The organism is Pseudonocardia yunnanensis (assembly GCF_039534065.1).
GTDB classification, from domain to species: domain Bacteria; phylum Actinomycetota; class Actinomycetes; order Mycobacteriales; family Pseudonocardiaceae; genus Pseudonocardia; species Pseudonocardia yunnanensis.
Genome location: NZ_BAAAUS010000026.1, coordinates 47,890 through 64,356, shown reverse-complemented (window position 1 = coordinate 64,356; position 16,467 = coordinate 47,890). Strand labels below are relative to the sequence as shown.

11 protein-coding genes are annotated in these 16,467 nt (G+C 66.3%); 5 read left to right on the top strand and 6 right to left on the bottom strand.

Translation table 11 applies throughout. The features are described 5' to 3' along the window. Positions 1–114: 114 nt before the first annotated feature. The 4 genes from ABD743_RS24685 to ABD743_RS24665 all read left to right on the top strand — a co-directional run bounded on the left by ABD743_RS24685 (position 115) and on the right by ABD743_RS24665 (position 4,608). Complete coding sequence (locus ABD743_RS24685; RefSeq protein WP_344724575.1) at positions 115–1,140, top strand: aldo/keto reductase; 1,026 nt, start codon at positions 115–117, stop codon at positions 1,138–1,140. 520 nt (positions 1,141–1,660) lie between these two features. Next, positions 1,661–1,885, top strand: a complete 225-nt coding sequence (locus ABD743_RS24680) for a carboxymuconolactone decarboxylase family protein (RefSeq protein ID WP_344724574.1) — start codon at positions 1,661–1,663, stop codon at positions 1,883–1,885. Next, entirely contained in the window at positions 1,870–2,598 is a 729-nt protein-coding gene (locus ABD743_RS24675) for an SDR family NAD(P)-dependent oxidoreductase (protein WP_344724573.1), read from the top strand. The genes ABD743_RS24680 and ABD743_RS24675 overlap by 16 nt, the downstream gene beginning before the upstream one ends. A gap of 1,095 nt (positions 2,599–3,693) precedes the next feature. Beyond that, positions 3,694–4,608 carry a helix-turn-helix domain-containing protein gene (locus ABD743_RS24665; protein ID WP_344724591.1) on the top strand — a complete coding sequence of 305 codons (915 nt, stop codon included), beginning with the start codon at positions 3,694–3,696 and terminating at the stop codon, positions 4,606–4,608. A gap of 123 nt (positions 4,609–4,731) precedes the next feature. On the opposite strand, the gene ABD743_RS24660 is transcribed toward ABD743_RS24665, so the two are convergent. From ABD743_RS24660 to ABD743_RS24645, 4 genes are all read right to left on the bottom strand, one after another. Next, the gene (locus ABD743_RS24660; protein ID WP_344724572.1) at positions 4,732–6,090 is read right to left on the bottom strand and encodes an amidohydrolase family protein; all 1,359 of its coding nucleotides are present in this window, start codon (positions 6,088–6,090) and stop codon (positions 4,732–4,734) included. Positions 6,091–6,548: 458 nt separating this feature from the next. Continuing rightward, the gene (locus ABD743_RS24655) at positions 6,549–7,241 is read right to left on the bottom strand and encodes a hypothetical protein (protein WP_344724571.1); all 693 of its coding nucleotides are present in this window, start codon (positions 7,239–7,241) and stop codon (positions 6,549–6,551) included. 412 nt (positions 7,242–7,653) lie between these two features. Continuing rightward, positions 7,654–9,528, bottom strand: coding sequence for a multicopper oxidase family protein (locus ABD743_RS24650; protein ID WP_344724570.1), 1,875 nt, complete (start codon positions 9,526–9,528; stop codon positions 7,654–7,656). A 1,047-nt stretch (positions 9,529–10,575) separates the two neighbouring features. Continuing rightward, on the bottom strand, positions 10,576–10,854 hold the full coding sequence (locus ABD743_RS24645; RefSeq protein WP_344724569.1) for a hypothetical protein: 279 nt from the start codon (positions 10,852–10,854) through the stop codon (positions 10,576–10,578). Between the two features lie 94 nt (positions 10,855–10,948). On the opposite strand from ABD743_RS24645, the gene ABD743_RS24640 reads away from it, so the two are divergent. Then, a complete protein-coding gene (locus ABD743_RS24640) occupies positions 10,949–11,344 on the top strand; it encodes a hypothetical protein (RefSeq protein WP_344724568.1) in 396 nt (131 codons plus the stop codon). A gap of 209 nt (positions 11,345–11,553) precedes the next feature. Here ABD743_RS24640 and ABD743_RS24635 read toward each other — a convergent pair whose 3' ends face one another. After that, the gene (locus tag ABD743_RS24635; protein WP_344724567.1) at positions 11,554–13,716 is read right to left on the bottom strand and encodes a phosphocholine-specific phospholipase C; all 2,163 of its coding nucleotides are present in this window, start codon (positions 13,714–13,716) and stop codon (positions 11,554–11,556) included. A gap of 351 nt (positions 13,717–14,067) precedes the next feature. Further along, positions 14,068–16,455: an endonuclease/exonuclease/phosphatase family protein gene (locus ABD743_RS24630; protein WP_344724566.1), complete on the bottom strand. Its 2,388-nt coding sequence runs from the start codon at positions 16,453–16,455 to the stop codon at positions 14,068–14,070. Positions 16,456–16,467: the final 12 nt, after the last annotated feature.

Below are 16,467 nucleotides of genomic sequence, written 5' to 3'. Positions count from 1 at the left end.
TCGACGGGTCCGCGGGCCGGTGGCCGAGATCACCCACCACCGGCTGGCTCGGTCGACAGGATGTGCGGGGTTGGGTCGCGACCCGCAGCGGCGGCCCTCGTGGAGGACAGCGGAATGGAATATCGCACGCTCGGCGGCACCGGAACGATCGTGTCGTCCCTGTGCCTGGGCACCATGACGTTCGGCAACGAGAGCGGCGAGGAGGTGTCGCACGCGCAGCTGGACCGGTTCGTGGAACGGGGAGGCAACTTCGTCGACACTGCGAACGTCTACTCCCGGGGCGTCTCGGAGGAGATCATCGGGCGCTGGTTGAAGAAGCGCCCGGAGGTCCGTGACCAGGTCGTCATCGCGACGAAGGGCCGCTTCTCGATGGGGGAGGGGCCCAATGACGTCGGCTCGAGCCGGGTGGGGCTCACCCGTGCGCTGGAGGCGAGTCTCCGGCGGCTGCAGGTCGATTCCGTCGATCTCTACCAGGCGCACGCGTGGGATGCGTTGACACCGCTGGAGGAGACGCTTCGGTTCTTCGACGACGCCGTGCGGGCCGGCAAGATCCGTTACGCCGGGGTGAGCAACTTCCTCGGTTGGCAGCTGCAGAAGGCCGCGATGCTCACCGGGTTTCTCGGCCTGGCCCCGATCGTCACACTGCAGCCGCAGTACAACCTCCTGGTGCGGGAGATCGAGTTCGAGCTCACTGACGTCTGCGAGAGCGAGAACATCGGCATCCTGCCGTGGTCGCCGTTGGCCGGCGGGTGGCTGACCGGCAAGTACCGCCGCGACGAGGTCCCGACGGGTCCCAGCCGGCTCGGGGACGACCCCGAGCGGGGCATGGAGGCCTACGCGCGGCGCAACGCGCAGGAGCGGACGTGGCAGGTCATCGACGCGGTCGGCAAGATCGCCGAGTCGCGCGGGGTGTCGATGGCGCAGGTCGCACTGGCCTGGACCGCGGACCGGCCCGCGGTCACCTCGGTGATCCTCGGTGCCCGCACGATCGAGCAGCTCGACGACAATCTCGCCGCAGCCGGTCTGCACCTGTCCGACGATGAGACGCAACTGCTGGACGAGGCCAGCGCCCCGATCGTCGGCGACTACCCGTACGGGTTGCCGGGGCGCAGGCAGCGCGCCAATGGGCGGGAGCTCTGACCCCTCGGGACACCACTGACGGCAGTGGGCGGGGATCAAGCCGCTGCTCGGCAGTTCAGCACCGGGAGCGACGTTCGGTGCGTTCGTCGGCGGCCTTTGGCGCTCGACGGATTCTGATGACGGGGCTGTGTCGGCGGCTTCGCTGCGGCCCTCTGCTGTGGATGGCGTGCGCTCACAACCTCCTCATCAGTACCCAAGGGGCACACCTGATCGATTGGGCTTGGCAGACCCGTGGGCCGGGCTGGGGTGATCCAGTCGTGTGGGTCATCCGCTTGATCGGCGCCGGACACGCCCCCGAGCACGCCGAAGATTGCGCCGGGCACACCGCGTCGGCTGAGTGCTCGGTCTGGCCTGGCCCTACCGGGATCGCTCCCGCTGAGGTGCCGGCACCGGACCCCGCCCCTGCGTGCTTGCGGATTTTTGTCCGACAAGCATACAGTCGGACGCCACCGCTCGCCGCGGCGGCGAAGGTGAAGGAGTTCATCTACGTCACCTTCGACGCGGCGGCGACGGACCGTACGTGAAAGGGCTGAAGCTGCACATCGAGAACGCGATCGGCTACGGCGGGACTCCCCAGGAGATTCTCGAGATCATGGAGATGGCATCGGTCCTCGGCATTCGCGCTGCGCCGTCGGCGGTGCCGATCCTGCCCAAGGAGATCGACGCGGCGGGGTGGCGCTGCCCGACGACAAGTCCTGACCCACGACCTCGAGCTAGGAGCGGAATCCGATGGTGGATCGTCTGAAGGACAAGGTCGCGCTCATCACCGGCGCAGCCCGCGGCCAGGGCCGTGAGATGGCCGAGTTGTTCATGCGCGAGGGTGCGATGGCCGTCGTGTCGGGCGACGTCCTGGACGCTGCCGACGCCGAGGACAGCAAGGTCACCTTCGTGAAGATGGATGTCACGCAGCCCGATCAGTGGAAGTCCGTCGTGGCCGACATCGTGGCTCAGCACGGACGTATCGACATCCTGATCAACAACGCTGCGGTGTGCGAGTACGAGCCGATCCTCGAGACGACGGACGAGCAGTACGACCGGGTGCTCGATATCGACCTGAAGAGCATCTTCCTCGGCATGCGCGAGGTGCTGCCGCACATGATCCAGCAGCAGGCCGGCTCGATCATCAACGTCTCGTCCATCTGGGGCCTGGCCGGCGTGCCCAACTCGTTCGCGTATCAGGCCGCCAAGGGTGCGATCCTCAACGTCAGCAAAAACGTCGCGGCCACGCACGGCCAGGACGGGGTGCGCTGCAACTCCCTCCACCCCGGCTACATCCTCTCGCCGATGAACGAGCACCAGGCCCCCGAGATCAATGCGGCGCTCATCGCGGGCACCGTGCTCAAGCGACCGGGCGTGCCGATCGAGACCGCGTACGCGGCGTTGTTCCTCGCCAGCGACGAGGCCAGCTACGTCACCGGCACCTCACTCGTCGTCGACGGCGGTTACCTCGCGCCCTGATCTTCGACCATGTTGCGGCCTGTGTAGGTGGCCTGGTCGAGGGCGGGTTTACGACCACCGCGGGAGCCCTTGGCACGGCGGCGGGCGATCTGGTCGCTGCGCTCGGGGCTGGTGAACGCGATCCCCCGACGGTGCAGCGCCGTCTGAGGCAGGCGCCGACTTCGGCTTCCCATCCGCCGGCTGCCGCTCCCGTACGGAGGCCAGTAGGGGTTGTCTGTGGGGTTCGCCCTACATCTGACCTCGGGTTTGCATCGCCTCAATCCTGGTGGTCACGCAATGGGCGCGAAAGGCTGTCGTCCGCACACTCGCCTGTATGGACGGCATCCGGAAAGTGAGTCAGCTGGACGGGAACAGGGAATACGTCGCCGGAGTGCCCGCGGAGTGAGGCCGCAATCCGGATCATTATCCAGGCCACCATCACGATTACTGGCCCGCGAGTGATTCGCAGCGCCAGTTCGGTGCAGACGGCTGGGAAGGTGGTGGTGCCGCTCAGTGGGAGCGGACTGTGGCGAGATTCGAGATATACGGCGCGACGGGCCACAGCCGAGCGGGGAGCGACCACCGTGGCCAACGGCGTGCCGGCGGGAGACCATCGGAGGGGTGAAGGTCTCCAGCACGGTGGTCCACTCTCTGTCACCATCCTGGTCGAGATCCTCGGGCAGGGACATTTTGCCCACCGTCGAAGAGATTGGTCTCCATCAATCGTCGCAACGGTGTCATGACCGTTCCTGCATCTACAGGCTTGCCCTGGGAGCCGAACGAGATGCCCCTCGCGGGTTATTGTCCGCTGACGAGGACAGATCTGAGGCTTGTGGTGCACCGTGGCGCCGCGCATCGGCCGTCATCTCGCCGACGAGGTGGCCTTCCAGATCCCTGCCTTGCCCAGTGACGAGTGCGGACCTGAAGGGCGTTCGGTGAGCTGATCGAAATAATCTCTCGCCGGCATCTTCCGATGTCGCTGTCCACACATATCGGAGTGAATAATTGAGACACGTAAAGCTACGCGCCAACCTCGGGCGCGTGCAGATACGCGAGTTTTCCGGTGAGGAGTCCTCGGACATCGTCGATAAGTTCTTCATACCGGCGATCTCTCGGATGGGTCCCGGCTTCTGCGGGCGGGTGGCATTGCATGAGCTGGACAAGGGCCTGACACTTTCGCGGTCGCACTGGGGAGGGCCGATGTCGGCGGTCCGGACAGACCGTATGGCGGCGAGGACGCCGGACGGCAGTCGGATGCTCTTCGCCGTACAGGTGGCCGGCCGGGGCCGCATGGTCCAGCGCGACCGTTTCGTCGAGCTGGCGGCCGGTTCGGGGATTCTGATCGAGGCGAGTAGTCCCTCCAAATGGGTCTCGCAGACCGAGACCCGGTGGCTGACCCTGCGTTTCTCGCGCGAGCAGCTCCTGCTGCGTGATGTCGAGATCACCGAGGCCTGTGCCCGCAGGATGGATCCCGCAGCCCCGGCTATGCAGATGTTGGCCGCTTACCTCGGGCAGTTGTTCGAGGTCGCCGGCGGCCTCACCGCTCCGCAGCGGCTCGACGCCGGGCGCGCCGCGATCGACCTGCTCGCCATGGCGCTGCGGGGCGTTGTCCCTTCGGTACCGGGTTGCGATGGCTCGAGGGTGCTGCTCGACATGATGCGCAGGTACGTCCGCGCACACTCGGCCGACCCGTGCCTGCGGGTCGAGGAGCTGGCGCGGCGGCACAACGTGTCGGTCAGCCACGTGTACACCCTGTTCGAACGGATCGGGACCACGCCCGGTGCGTACCTGCGCGAGCAACGGCTGCTCGCGGCACAGGTGATGCTGTCCGATCCGCGGTGTGCCCGGCTCGCGACGCCTGACATCGCGTCTGTGGTGGGGTTCGTCGAACGCAGGACGTTCGAGCGGGCGTTCCGGCGGCAGTACGGGATGACGCCCGGCGACTGGCGCCGCCAGCATTGCCACTCCGGGTCTGCTCCTCCAGCCGTCAGGGAGGAAGTGTCTCTCCGCGATGATGCAAACGAACGTTGACAGCAGGCGGTGACAGCAACAGACCCGGTCGACAGCCTGGTTCCCCTTCCGGCAACTTGTCTGCCTCGACCGGATGGGCATGTGCTGCGGGCGATGAGCTCGGGTCGGCGGGATCGGGAGCGATCAGTCGAGCAGGCCCGCACGCTTGCCCAGCTCGCGGGCGTGCTTCCCGGCGCGCTTGATCAGGTCGGTGACGTGCATCTCGTCGGCACGGGTGTAGCGACCGTCGAGGATCAGCAGCTCGCCGTCGACCATGACGTGCTTGGCGTCGCTGGAGCGCATGGCGTGCACAAGCGTGCTGAGGCGGTTGTGCGTGACCCCGGCGTGCACCGTGTTGATGTCGAACATCGCGATGTCGGCTCGCAGGCCCGGGGCGATCCGGCCGAACGTGTCGGCCGCGTTGACGGCTTCGGCGCCGTGGGAGGTGCCCATCGCCAGCAGCGTGTCGATGGCGATGCTCGAGGGCACGCCGTGAACCTGGTTCTGCAGCAGCCGCGTCCACTTCAGCTGCTCGAGCATGTCGTTGGTGTGGTCGACCATCGGGCCGTCGGTGCCGAGCGCGACTCGGATTCCCCGTTCCAGCATGGCCCGGACGGGGGCGACGCCACCGCCGCGGGCAGCCTCGGAGCTGGGCGTGTGGGATACGGTGGCGCCGGACTCCGCGATGAGCGTGAGGTCGCGATCCCGGTTGTGGATCGTGTGCGCCAAGATCCAGCGCCGGTCGAGGATCCCGAGCCCGTGCAGGAACTCGATGTCGGTACGGCCGGTCTCCAGCACGAACTTCAGGTAGCCGTCCTCGCGCGACATCGTGCCGCCGGCGATGTGGGAGGTGATGAACGTGTCGAGCTCCTCGGCCAGCGCGTGCCCGCTGATGAGCATCTCCTCAGTCGTCTGGCCCGCTACCACCCAGTGCGACGTCGCTTCCAGCACGACGCCGACCTTGATCCGGCCGTTGCCGGCGCCGTCCCACGTCGCGTGACACGACCGGGCGCTCTCGAAGTCGTCCTTGACGTCGCCGGGGCGAACGGTCTTGGCGAAGTACTGCCGCATGCCGCTGGCCAGCACCGGCGACAGGATCGCCTCCTCCTCCGCAGGGGTCGTCTCGGCGACGAGGTGGTTCACGCACGTCGTCGTCCCGCCGCGAATCATGTCCAGCGCCGCGAGTTCGCTGGCGACCCGGAAGTCGTCGGGTGTCAGCTGGGCTTTGAGCGGAAACATGGTCTCCCAGATCCACTTCTCCAGGAGTTTGTCGTCGCCGAGGCCCCTGCCCAGTAGGTACCACTCATGCTGATGGGTGTTGACCAGGCCGGGCATCACCAGGCAGTCGGACACGTCCAGAGTCCGGTCGACCGGTATCCCGTCGAAGGTTCCAGGCTCACCGAGGTCGACGATCGTCGCTTCGTCGATGAGGAGGTCTTGCTCGCTGAGCGGCTGCGGCGTGGAGGAGGACAGGACTAGGCCACCTCGAAGGAGGGTCTTCACGGTGAATCCTCTCGATCTGGTTCGTTCTTGCCAGGGTCATGACGGAGTGCACAGCCCGGTCAAAAGCCGGGCCCACAACAAAAGGCGAGACATAATTTTCGCCCCGACCATCAACGGAACTTTGTCATCCGGCTATCACTTCCCGTTCCGGTCTCTCCGTTACTGCATGAAGTGCCACCCTGATCGACACCACAAGGGGCTTGCGTTCAGAGGCCACCCAGACCTCGCCCGACGACAGCAAAGTGAGCCGCGACCGTTACCCGTAGTCGCCGTGCCGGTGTGGCAGCCAACTCCGGCAACGGATTCCTGCTCGACCGCGGTACCCCCCGAGACGCGGTCGCGAGCACGGCTTCGATCGTGTGACTCATTCAGGCGCAGGACATTGGTGAATGGCTGACACTTCCGGTCAACCTGCAGGCCGCTCGCCGGTGCGGTGGGTACCCCGACCCGCCGCCGGGTCAGCGTCGCCGCAGGACGGCGCCGAGATCACGTTCGATGTAGATCTCGATGAAGCCCGGCAGCCAACCCGCCTCGACCATTGCGTCGAAAGGCTCGCGATACCGGTCCTCGGGCTCGTCGGTGAGGACGAGAATGCGCCAGCGATTGGTCGGGGCGTCCTCGGTGCCGCCGACGGCGTGCTCGACGTGGAACAGTGGCTGGTGGTGGTCGGCGTGTAAAGCCGTGCCGTCCGGCCCGGGCAGTTCGGCGTGGCCGAGGAAGATGATCCGCTGTCCGTCGATGTCGGTGACGACCTCCTCGAGCACGCGGCCGCGGTCATCGCTGACCCACGCCTTTTGAATCGACGAGCGAAGGTGCCGGCGGCCGTTGCCGGGCAGTGGGATGCTCGCCCATGACTTGCCCTCGCTCACCACGTAGGGGATGTAGGTCAGCGGGTCCCAGGCCTTGCGGACCTCCATGTCCCAGAGGTGCCGGCGGGTCATGTGCACGGCCGGCTCGACGGCGTAGCGGTCGGCCAAAACCTTGTTGACATCGACTGGCGGCAGTTCGATCGCCGTGTGACGGGGGTCGACCCACGCCGCCTCGAACGCCCTAAGGGCCTGCGCGAAGGTCTGTCCGGATTCGACGGTTTCTACGTTGTGCATCACGCCTCCTGATCGGTTATGACTTGACAAGTAACCCCAGTTGAGCACGCTGGGCAATCTCGGGGTGGACGTTTTCTCGTCAGGTTGGAGACATTTATTCCTCGAGGTTGCACGAGCGGATCCGGAGTGTCAAAGATCGGATCAGGGGTCATTTCGGAGTGCCGTCGGAACACCCGCTCGAGCGTTCTGCGGTCGAGAAACCCCACCGCAGAGATCGACACCCGCGCCATGAATCAACTGTTTCCGGAGGAACCATGAGCGACACCACGTGCACCGGGCGACTGACGCGGGACAATACGGCGGTCGTGCTGATCGACCACCTACCGATCGTCGCCACCACCACGGCAACCGACAGCATGTGAGGCCTGATGATCCCCGAGCTCGCCGCGGCGCTACCCGCCGAGCTCGCTGTGCCCGACCGCGCCACCGTCAACGCCTGGTGCCGCTCCGGGTGCCGCGGTCAATCCTCGTTCATCATTGTCATCATCATGTTCTGAACGGTCAGCACCGCCGGCGGCATGAGGACGAGCGGTCTCATCATCCCTTCGTCCTCGTGGTCGAGGATGTGGCAGTGGTAGACGTACCGTCCGGTTTTCTCGTCGAACTGGCCGGCGACCGTGACCATCTCGTTCACCGGCACACCGACGGTGTCCTTCCAGCCCGACTCGGAGACAGCGATCGGCCGGCGCGCGCCGAACGAGATCGGCGTGGTCGTGCCACCGAGCTCGACGTCGAACCCGCTGGGATCGAGGGCCCGCCGTTCGATCAGCTGGAAGTTCAGAACATGGATGTGCATGGGGTGCACGATCTGCCGCTTGGCGGGATCGACGTTGAGGAAGGTCCATTTCTCCCAGCTCCCCGCGGCGGCGTAGAAGTTGGCGGTCTCCTCGAAGCTCTCGGCTGCGATGCGGAAGGTCCTCGTCCCGCCGGGCAGCGCGATCTGGACGATGCCCGCGCCCGTCTTCCTTCCGCGGGGACCCGCGTCCACGAGCTCCATCAGCTTCGGCATGCCCGCCGGGTTGAACGCGATCAACACGAAGCGCTCGACGGCATCCTTCGGCACGTCCGCGGCGCTGATCCGCCGGAAGTCGCTGAGCTTCTTCGGCAGCCGGTAGGTCGAGCCGTTCCGACCGGCGTCGCCGACCCGGAACTGCATGACCTCGGGGTGCGGGTTACCGGTGTCGGGCGACAGGGCGCCGGTGTTGACGAGCCTGAGCTTCTTGTTCGGAAATCTTGCGAAGTCGATCACGACGTCGACCCGTTCCGCCGCGGTGACCGTCAGCACGTCCTCGACCGTGCGGGCTCTGTCCAGCAGCCCGCCGTCGGTGCCGATCACCTGCATGGCGTCGGTGACCGTCCTGCCGGTCTCCTCGTCGATGAGGGCCAGCAGGTAGGCTCGCGAAACCGCGGCGTTCACCATCCGGAAGCGGTAGGGCCGTGCCTGCACATCGAGGTACGGCCACACCACACCGTTGACCATGGTGAACGGACCTGTGGTCGAGATGGCAAACGGCATGGCCCCGGACATGGCGGGAGCCAGCTGGACACGCTTGATCAGGATCTGACCGTTGATCCGGCCCGAGGAGTCGGTGTCGAAGTTGATGTCCGCGAGCATCAGCGGGATCTCGTACGCACCACTGGGCAGGCCCACCCGCTCCTCGCCCGAGTCACGGATGATGTAGTTGCCGATCAGCCCCGCCGTCACGTTCACTGCCGTGATCGGCATGGCGTGATCGTGATAGAAGAGGTGGGCCGCCCCCATCTCGTTGGGATACTCGCACAGCTGCGCATCCCCGGGCGTGACCCCGGAGTCGGCCAGCCCGTCAGCCGCGGCGTGCTGGGGCCCACCGTGCACATGCACCGACGTCCACGGCGTCAGCCCGGCCAGCTCGGCTCGGGCCGGCGCCCCCTGCGCACCCGGCGAGTTGGTGGCCGCGATACCCGGCGGCGGCCCCGACGGCTGCACGAACACACCCTTCGCCGGAAAGGCACCACTGAGCTCGTTGCGCCACGCGATACGCACCCGCTGACCGCGCCGCACCTCGATCGTCGGACCGGGATAGTGCCCCTCGTAGGTCCACATCGGAGTCGGTGGCAACTGCGAGTGCAGCCGCACCTTCGCCGCGACCAGCCTGATCTCGGTCGTCGCACCAGCCGAGGGCTTCAGCGTCGGCGGGATCCGCAGCGGGTCCAGGAAGGGAGTCAACCGGGAGACCTGCGGCCCCGACGGCCCCCGCAGCGGGGCCGAGCCCCCCGTCAGACGCGACGCCTGGCCCGACGACGCCTCGCCGACGTCACTACTCAGCAGCTGCGTTCCCCCGTAGACGACGGCCACGGCACCACCGGCAATTCCGATGAAACTACGTCTACTGTGTTTGTCCACAACTCCCGAACCTCCGCACGTCGCCAATCCCTCGTCGACTACCGAAACACGTGTTACCCGAAATGTCGGTCAAGCGCAGAACCGACAGCTGGAGCGTCGCACCGGCGAAGCCTTGGTTTCGTGGGGATGAGTTGCCTTTCTTTCGCTACTGGTGATCGGTCAGCCACGTTTGTCCATCGAATCCACGATCACTCCGTTGGTCCGGATGCAATTCGAGCATCGTGCAGAGTGAATCTGCAGGGTTATTCTTTGCAGAGCATGCGAGGATGCCGCCATCTATTGTGACAGTTGCCACGTCTCGCATCTCCGGGATGGACGTTTTCGCGTCGGCGGAGCGACATTTCTTCGTCGAAGGTTGCAGAAGCAGTCTGGAGTTGCAGACTTCGGGCTCGTGAATGACATGTCGGAGAGCCGGTCGAGCGCGGGGCCTCTGCTGAATGCGAGCGCAGCCGCAACGCGCCATCCGGTCATGCTGATCGCGGATGATTGAGGATGCCGGGATCAGGCGTGTCCATCCTTCGCGCATCGATCGAAGCCGTCCGCCCCACAGGAGCTCAAATATGACGCTGCGGCCCAGCGACAGTACGTCCATGGCTTCGGTAACTCGGTAAAGCTCTTTCTGTCTGATGCCTGTTTCCGCGCTTTTGGCGGTTCTCAAGCGGCGCTCTTTGCCTTCGTCGTTTTCTCCAGAAGGGATGACAGGCGGAGGAGGTGAAGTCGCCCTTAGCCTGCTGACGCGCGTGCTCGCCAGGTAGCCGGTTCCTCGCTATCCGGTTGTGGCTTGCTGCCTTCACGAGGTCGATGCGTTGTCGCTGTCGACCACACATCGGTAGCGGTGATCAACTGTGGACAATTGTCGTCATGCGGCCGCGAGAACCCAGCAGCGTTACGCGATCATGAGCTTTGTCACGACTTGGTGGATCGAACTCGTGCGCACGGCCGGTAGCGACACTTGATGGGGCGGCGAATCCTGGCCGACAAGGCCTACGGCTACCGCGCCTACCTGCGCCGATGCCGCATCGCCGCGACAATCCCGAACCGCCCGACCAGATCCGCCACCAACGCTGCCGCGGCCGAACCGGTGGAATGGCGAGTGGATCGGGAGGCGTACGTTGCTGGAGTTCTACGACCGAACTGACCGATAGTGGTGAATGTATCCGTGTTGAAGAGTGTCAGGCCTTCCATCCGCTGGGCCGCACTGGTGGCCGTGGCAGCTGCGTTGCCGTTGATGTCGGCATGTTCGGGGAGGGACTCCGCCGCATCCTCCGGGGCGGTCACGCAGGCGACCACGCAGCCCACTTCGAGCGCGAGCAGCCAGGCGAGCCCGAGCGCCCAGCGGACTGCGGCTGAAATCACGGTGGCATGTCCGCTTGTGGAGACCAGCGAAGTCGACGAGGCGTTCTCGGTCTCCGGGGCTACCGGAACGGAGGTACCGCCGCAGAAGCTCGCTAACGGAGGTCAGGCCTATGTCTGTGCCTACACGGTAGGCGGCGAAGAGGCGGCGGCGCTGGTCATCTCGGTGTTCGAGGGCAACAAGGTCACCCCTGACCAGATGATCAAGGCAGTTCTGGATAAGAACGCCGGCGCCGAGCGGGTCAGTGGAATCGGTGATGGTGCCGTCTACTACGCCGGCCAGGACGGGGCCTCGACGTTCTCGGCCGTGAAGATCGTCAGCGGCACACCGGTGATGTTGGCGGTGAGCGGTCCCGCGACCGCTGATAAGGACCGGGTCGGTGTGCTGGTCAAGCACGCGGTGGACAAGCTCTGATCGGCCCAGTCACCAGCTCAAACGCACCTCCGAGAGTCTGAGGATTGCCAACCGGCGGCCACTTGAGATTCACGGAGGGCCTCCCGGGCCGAGTGGGTGCGTCAGACACCCCCACTCCGCCTGGAGGCCCTCCCGTCGTTCAAGCCGCCACCGACTGTCAGTACCTCATGGGTCGCTATACGAGGGCCGACCGTCGAATGCCGGGCGGCTCAGCCGGTAACGCTGGCCTCGCCGGTCTCCAGGTGGCCGACGAACCGCTGCGACCAGGCGTGGTCGCTGTCGACCGTGACGGTTACGTCGTACCAGCCGCCGCTGGTCCCCAGCGGGCTGACCGCCCACGCTTCCTTGCTGTGCGCGGCAACCTTCACCTTCTGCGGTGCGCCGGAGGTGTAGCGGTTGGACGTGATGGTGAACTCCACGGGCGAGGCGCCGTTGTTGAACAACCACAGCTTCAGCTTGGGGCGTGCGGTCGACTTGCCGTCGTAGTAGCTCGCCTCGACGACGAGGTCCTTGCCGGCGGTGGCGATGTCGCCGATGAAGCGGCGCAGGAACCGGTTCGGGCCGGTGATGGTCAGGTCGTACGCGGTGTCGCCGCCGGCGGACCCGATGGGGCCGGTGCCGGTGGCCGTCTTCTTGGCGGCGACGGTGTACTGGCCCGGGAACTTGGCCGGGTACTGCGCCAGCGTCGGGAAGCCACCCCGATTGTTGTAGACGGCGAAGTGACTCGCCTTGGTGACGAACGGGGCATCGTTGCTGAACTGCAGCTTCACCACGCCGTCGGCGAACCCGGTCAGGTTGGCGTTGGGCTGGTACGGCAGCGGGCGGGCCGACTTGGTGCCCTTCTCCTGGGTGGGCATCTTGTTGTCGCCCGGCAGCGGGGTGTACTTCGTCTCGGGGATGAGCTCCCCGGTGGCCGGCAGGTCGGGCAGACCGTAGACCGGCGAAGCGAAGTCGAAGGCGCCGGTGAGGTCACCGCAAACCTTGCGGCGCCAGTCGCTGATGTTGGGACAGACGGCCGGCGTACCGAGCCCGGTGGTCCACTTCTCGATGAACTGGATGATCGACGTGTGGTCGGACACCTCGGAGGTCACCCAACCGCCGCGGGTCCAGGGCGAGATGAGCACCAGCGGCACACGGAATCCGAGGCCGACCGGGAGGGGTTCGGTGACCCCGGACGAGGCGAGCGTGCCGGAGACGAACTCGTCCGCCTCGCCCGGCGCCGGCATGGGCGGCGGCACGTGGTCGAACTGGCCGTCGTTCTCGTCGTAGTTGACGATCACCAGGGTCGAGTTGAAGACGTCCGGGTCAGCGTTGAGGGCCGCCAGGACGCCGCGCAGGAAGTACGCGCCGTTGCTCGGGGCCGTGACCGGGTGCTCGGAGAAGAACTGGTTGTTGACGATCCAGCTGACCTGCGGCAGCGTGCCGTTGAGCACGTCGGCGCGAATCGCGGCGTTGATGTTGTCGGCGTTGCCCGCGAGTCCGGTGACCGGCTCGGGGACGTTCTTGACGCCGTTCTCGTAGAAGACGTCGCCCGGAGCGGCCTTGCCGCCCTGAGTGGGGTCGAGCTTGGCGAAGGTGCCGAAGTACTCCAGGCCGTTGTCGCCGTAGTCGTCGGCGCACTGGTAGACCCGCCAGCTGACGCCGGCCTTCTGGAGCGTCTCGCCGTAGGACTCCCAGGGCAGGAACTTGCCGCGCTCGTCGCCGCCGTCGTTGGCAGTGAAGCTGCCGTGCTTCTTGTCGGCGTTGATCGTCCCGCTCCACAGGAAGGTGCGGTTCGGCCCGGTCGCGCTGAGCACGGAGCAGTGGTAGGCGTCACCGACGGTGTAGGCGTCCGCGAGGGCGTAGTGGAAGGGAAGGTCCTTGCGGTCCAGGTAGCCAAGGGTGGTCGGGCCGCCCTTGGCGGAATACCAGCCGTTCATGAGGCCGCCGTACCAGGCGCCGTGCTGGTCGGCCCAACCGTGGCTGGTGCCACCGTAGTTGGCGGCGCCGAGCTCGGCGCTCGGTGGAGTCGTGCCGCTCCAGGACTTCGCCCCGCTCAGCCGCCACGGGTACTGAGTCTCGGCCCCTGCCGTAGGCGACTTCGGCTGCTCCCAGACGGACTTGCCGCCCGGCAGCTGGATCGTCGACTGGTCACCGAACCCTCGCACGCCCTTGAGGGCGCCGAAGTAGTGGTCGAAGCTGCGGTTCTCCTGCATGATCACGACGACGTGCTTGATGTCGCGTATGTCGCCGTGCTTCTGACCGGCCGGCGCGGGCTTGTTCTTCGTGGGAGTCGCGGCGGCACTCACGCCGGGGAGCGCGGCACCGATGGCGGCCGCACCAGCGACGGTCGCGGCTGTGCCGAGGAAGTTTCTGCGGGACAATGTGGACATAACTCGGGGGACTCTCCAGGCTCGGGGGATGCGCCTCGAGACACTGATGCTGCGATCTTGCTCCCGAGTGTCCGGAATCCGACCCGTAAATTGCCGAGTGCGCAAAACCTAGATGTCTTCAAATCTGTTACATATAGTGAGGATGGTTACATCGGGGCACTGTCCAAGGGGTCATGAGGTAGTCAGGCTGCAGCCCAAACAGTCCGACTCGGACGGTACGGCCATGGACCGAGCGCAGCCGCACCCCCGTCCTCGGCATCCCAGTCCTGTTCACCCGGCGTAAGCATTCAGGGCCACCTTGGTCGCGTTCATCGCAACCAAGGTGGCCTTGGGTAACCAACTCATCTCTTGCTAGTTCTTGAACAGCACGATCTGCGGGTCGTGGTCGCTTGACCGTTGGGCAAACTCGGAATTGATGTGCACCACGTCGTAGTCGACCTTCTTCACTGCCTTCGAAACCAGGATGTGGTCCAGCACCTGCGAGTTGCCGTCGAATACGTAGCTGTAGCGCTCGTTTTCCGGCAGGGTGTTCATCAACGCCGTCAGCGCGTCGCCTTGGGTGAGGATCTGCAGTGTCGGGGAGAACTGGTAGTCGTTGAGGTCGCCGGCCACCACGAGCCCGGCGTTCGGATCGGCCGCGAGCAGCTTGTCGATGAAGCCACGCAGGACGGTGGCCTGTTGCACACGCTGCGCCTCGGAGCTGCGGTCCGGTGGCTGGTTGATGCCGTGCGTCGGTTGGTCGCCGCCCTTCGAGGCGAAGTGGTTCGCGACGATGAACACCGTCTTTCCGTGGAAGACGAACTCGCCGGCCAGCGGCTTGCGGCTGGTCTGCCATGCCGGGTTGGTCGGGTCGACCCTGCCGGGTGAGATCGACAGGTGCGGGTTCTTGCCCTTCTCGTCCATAACCACGTCGACCGCGGTCGTGGCGTCGCCACCGGGACGGTCCACGAACGACACCCGCTTCGGGTCGAACAGGAAGCCGACCCGGATGTTGCCACCCGGCTCACCACCGTCGGTCATGTCCTGCGGGTTGATCTGCCGCCATTCGTAGCGCGGCCCGCCCGCAGCGACGATCGCGTCGACGAAGCGCTTCAGCGTCTGGTCGGCCGCGACCACGCCGTCGTTCGTGCCGGTCGGGCCGTTGTCGTCCTGGATCTCCTCCAGCGTCACGATGTCCGGTGAGCCGAGGTGGTCGGTGATGCCGCGCGCCAGCCCGTCGAACTTCGCCTGGTCGTCGGCGGCTGACAGGTTCTCCACGTTGTAGGTGGCCACTGCGAGCTCGCCACCGTTCCGCTTGCGGGTGACCTCAGGCGCGAGGCCGTTGTCCTTGAGCTCGCCGAGGACCGAGGCCTGGATGGTGTAACCGCCGAACTGGCTGTACTCGACCGGGCCCGAGGTGATGCCGGTGAGGACGTCACCCGTGTTGGCCTGCGGGAACGGCCGCTGCGAGAACGGGATCAGCGACTGGACCTTGACGATGCCGGTGTTGGTCTGGTCATAGCCGAGATATACCGAGCCACCGCGTGCGCTGGGGTGCTCGTTCGGTTTGGTGGTCACGAACACCTCGTCGAAGTCCGTGGTGCCGCTGACGGCGCGCACGTCGGCGACGCTGACCAGCTCGCCTTCGTGGGCCTCCCAGAAGTCCAATGCGTACCTCGAGGGCTCCAGCGGCAGGGATTCGATGCTGCCGCCCGGCTGCGGGACGTACTCGCCGGGCACCGTGTTCTCGGTGATCACCACCGGTTCGGGCAGCTCGTGGCCGCCTGACTCGGTGGTCCACGTGGCGCCGGTGAGTTCGGTGGTCGTCTGGTAGCCCGACTCGGGGCGGTACTCGGCCACGGTGCCGGTGACGGTGACGGCATCGCCGACCGCGACCGTCGGCGTCACGGAACCGGTGAACACCAAAAGGCCCTCGCTTGTGCGGGGGTCGTTGTCAGGTTGAGGGTCCTGTATCCAGAACCCGCGTGAGGAGCCGAATCCCCTCGTGGCGGTGACGACGCCGGGCACCCGCACGGACTTGCCGACCAGCGGCGATGTCCGGGTCGTGCCTTGCACATCGCGGATGCGCGCGTCGGTCGCTTCGCTCGGGCCGCCGGCCTCCCCGCCGGCGGCGTTCTGGGGAGTGGGCGGACCCGCGACGAAGTCGGCCGCGTTGTCGTCGGTGTCGACCGATGTGGTGCGGAAGACCGACGTGGTGGCGCTCGGCGCCGGCGCCGGGTTGGTTTCCCGCACCACCGCGCTGCCGTAGCCGACGAGGTCGATGATCCGCGAGTCGGCTGCGCAGTCAGCGGCGGTCACGCAGGTCAACGGGGTTGTCCCGTTGACGAGCGCCACCGTGCCGGTCGTGGCGGACATATTGATCGACCCGGTCACATCGGGGGTGGGCAGCTCGACCGTGCCTCCGCCTCCCGCCGCCTCGGCGACAAGGAGACGCCCGCCGGGGTTCACCGAACCGGACAGTGGTGTGGCCTGCCAGCGGCTGCTCGCGCTGGGCGAGCCCGGCAGGTACTGCACGCTCATGTCGGCGACGCTGGCGGGGGTGGTGCCTGCCGTCGCCAGTTCGATGAAGTCCCTGGTCAGGGTCGTGCCGGAGTTGCCACCACCGCCATAGACCTCGGCGATGACTGGCCCGGGACTTGGTGCCGCGGAAGCAGGCGCGACCAACACGGCCAGCCCGGCAACGCCCGCGACAGTAATTGCCGCAACAGCGCGGCAAGCATTGCGTCGGAGTGAAGTCACCGCGGCATCTAA

What these genes read in the sequence shown, in the direction of transcription:
- ABD743_RS24665 (WP_344724591.1), top strand. Translation starts at nt 3,694, where the DNA reads ATGGGTCCCGGCTTCTGCGGGCGGGTGGCATTGCATGAGCTGGACAAG.
- ABD743_RS24635 (WP_344724567.1), bottom strand. Translation starts at nt 13,716, where the DNA reads ATGTCCACATTGTCCCGCAGAAACTTCCTCGGCACAGCCGCGACCGTC.
- ABD743_RS24675 (WP_344724573.1), top strand. Translation starts at nt 1,870, where the DNA reads ATGGTGGATCGTCTGAAGGACAAGGTCGCGCTCATCACCGGCGCAGCC.
- ABD743_RS24685 (WP_344724575.1), top strand. Translation starts at nt 115, where the DNA reads ATGGAATATCGCACGCTCGGCGGCACCGGAACGATCGTGTCGTCCCTG.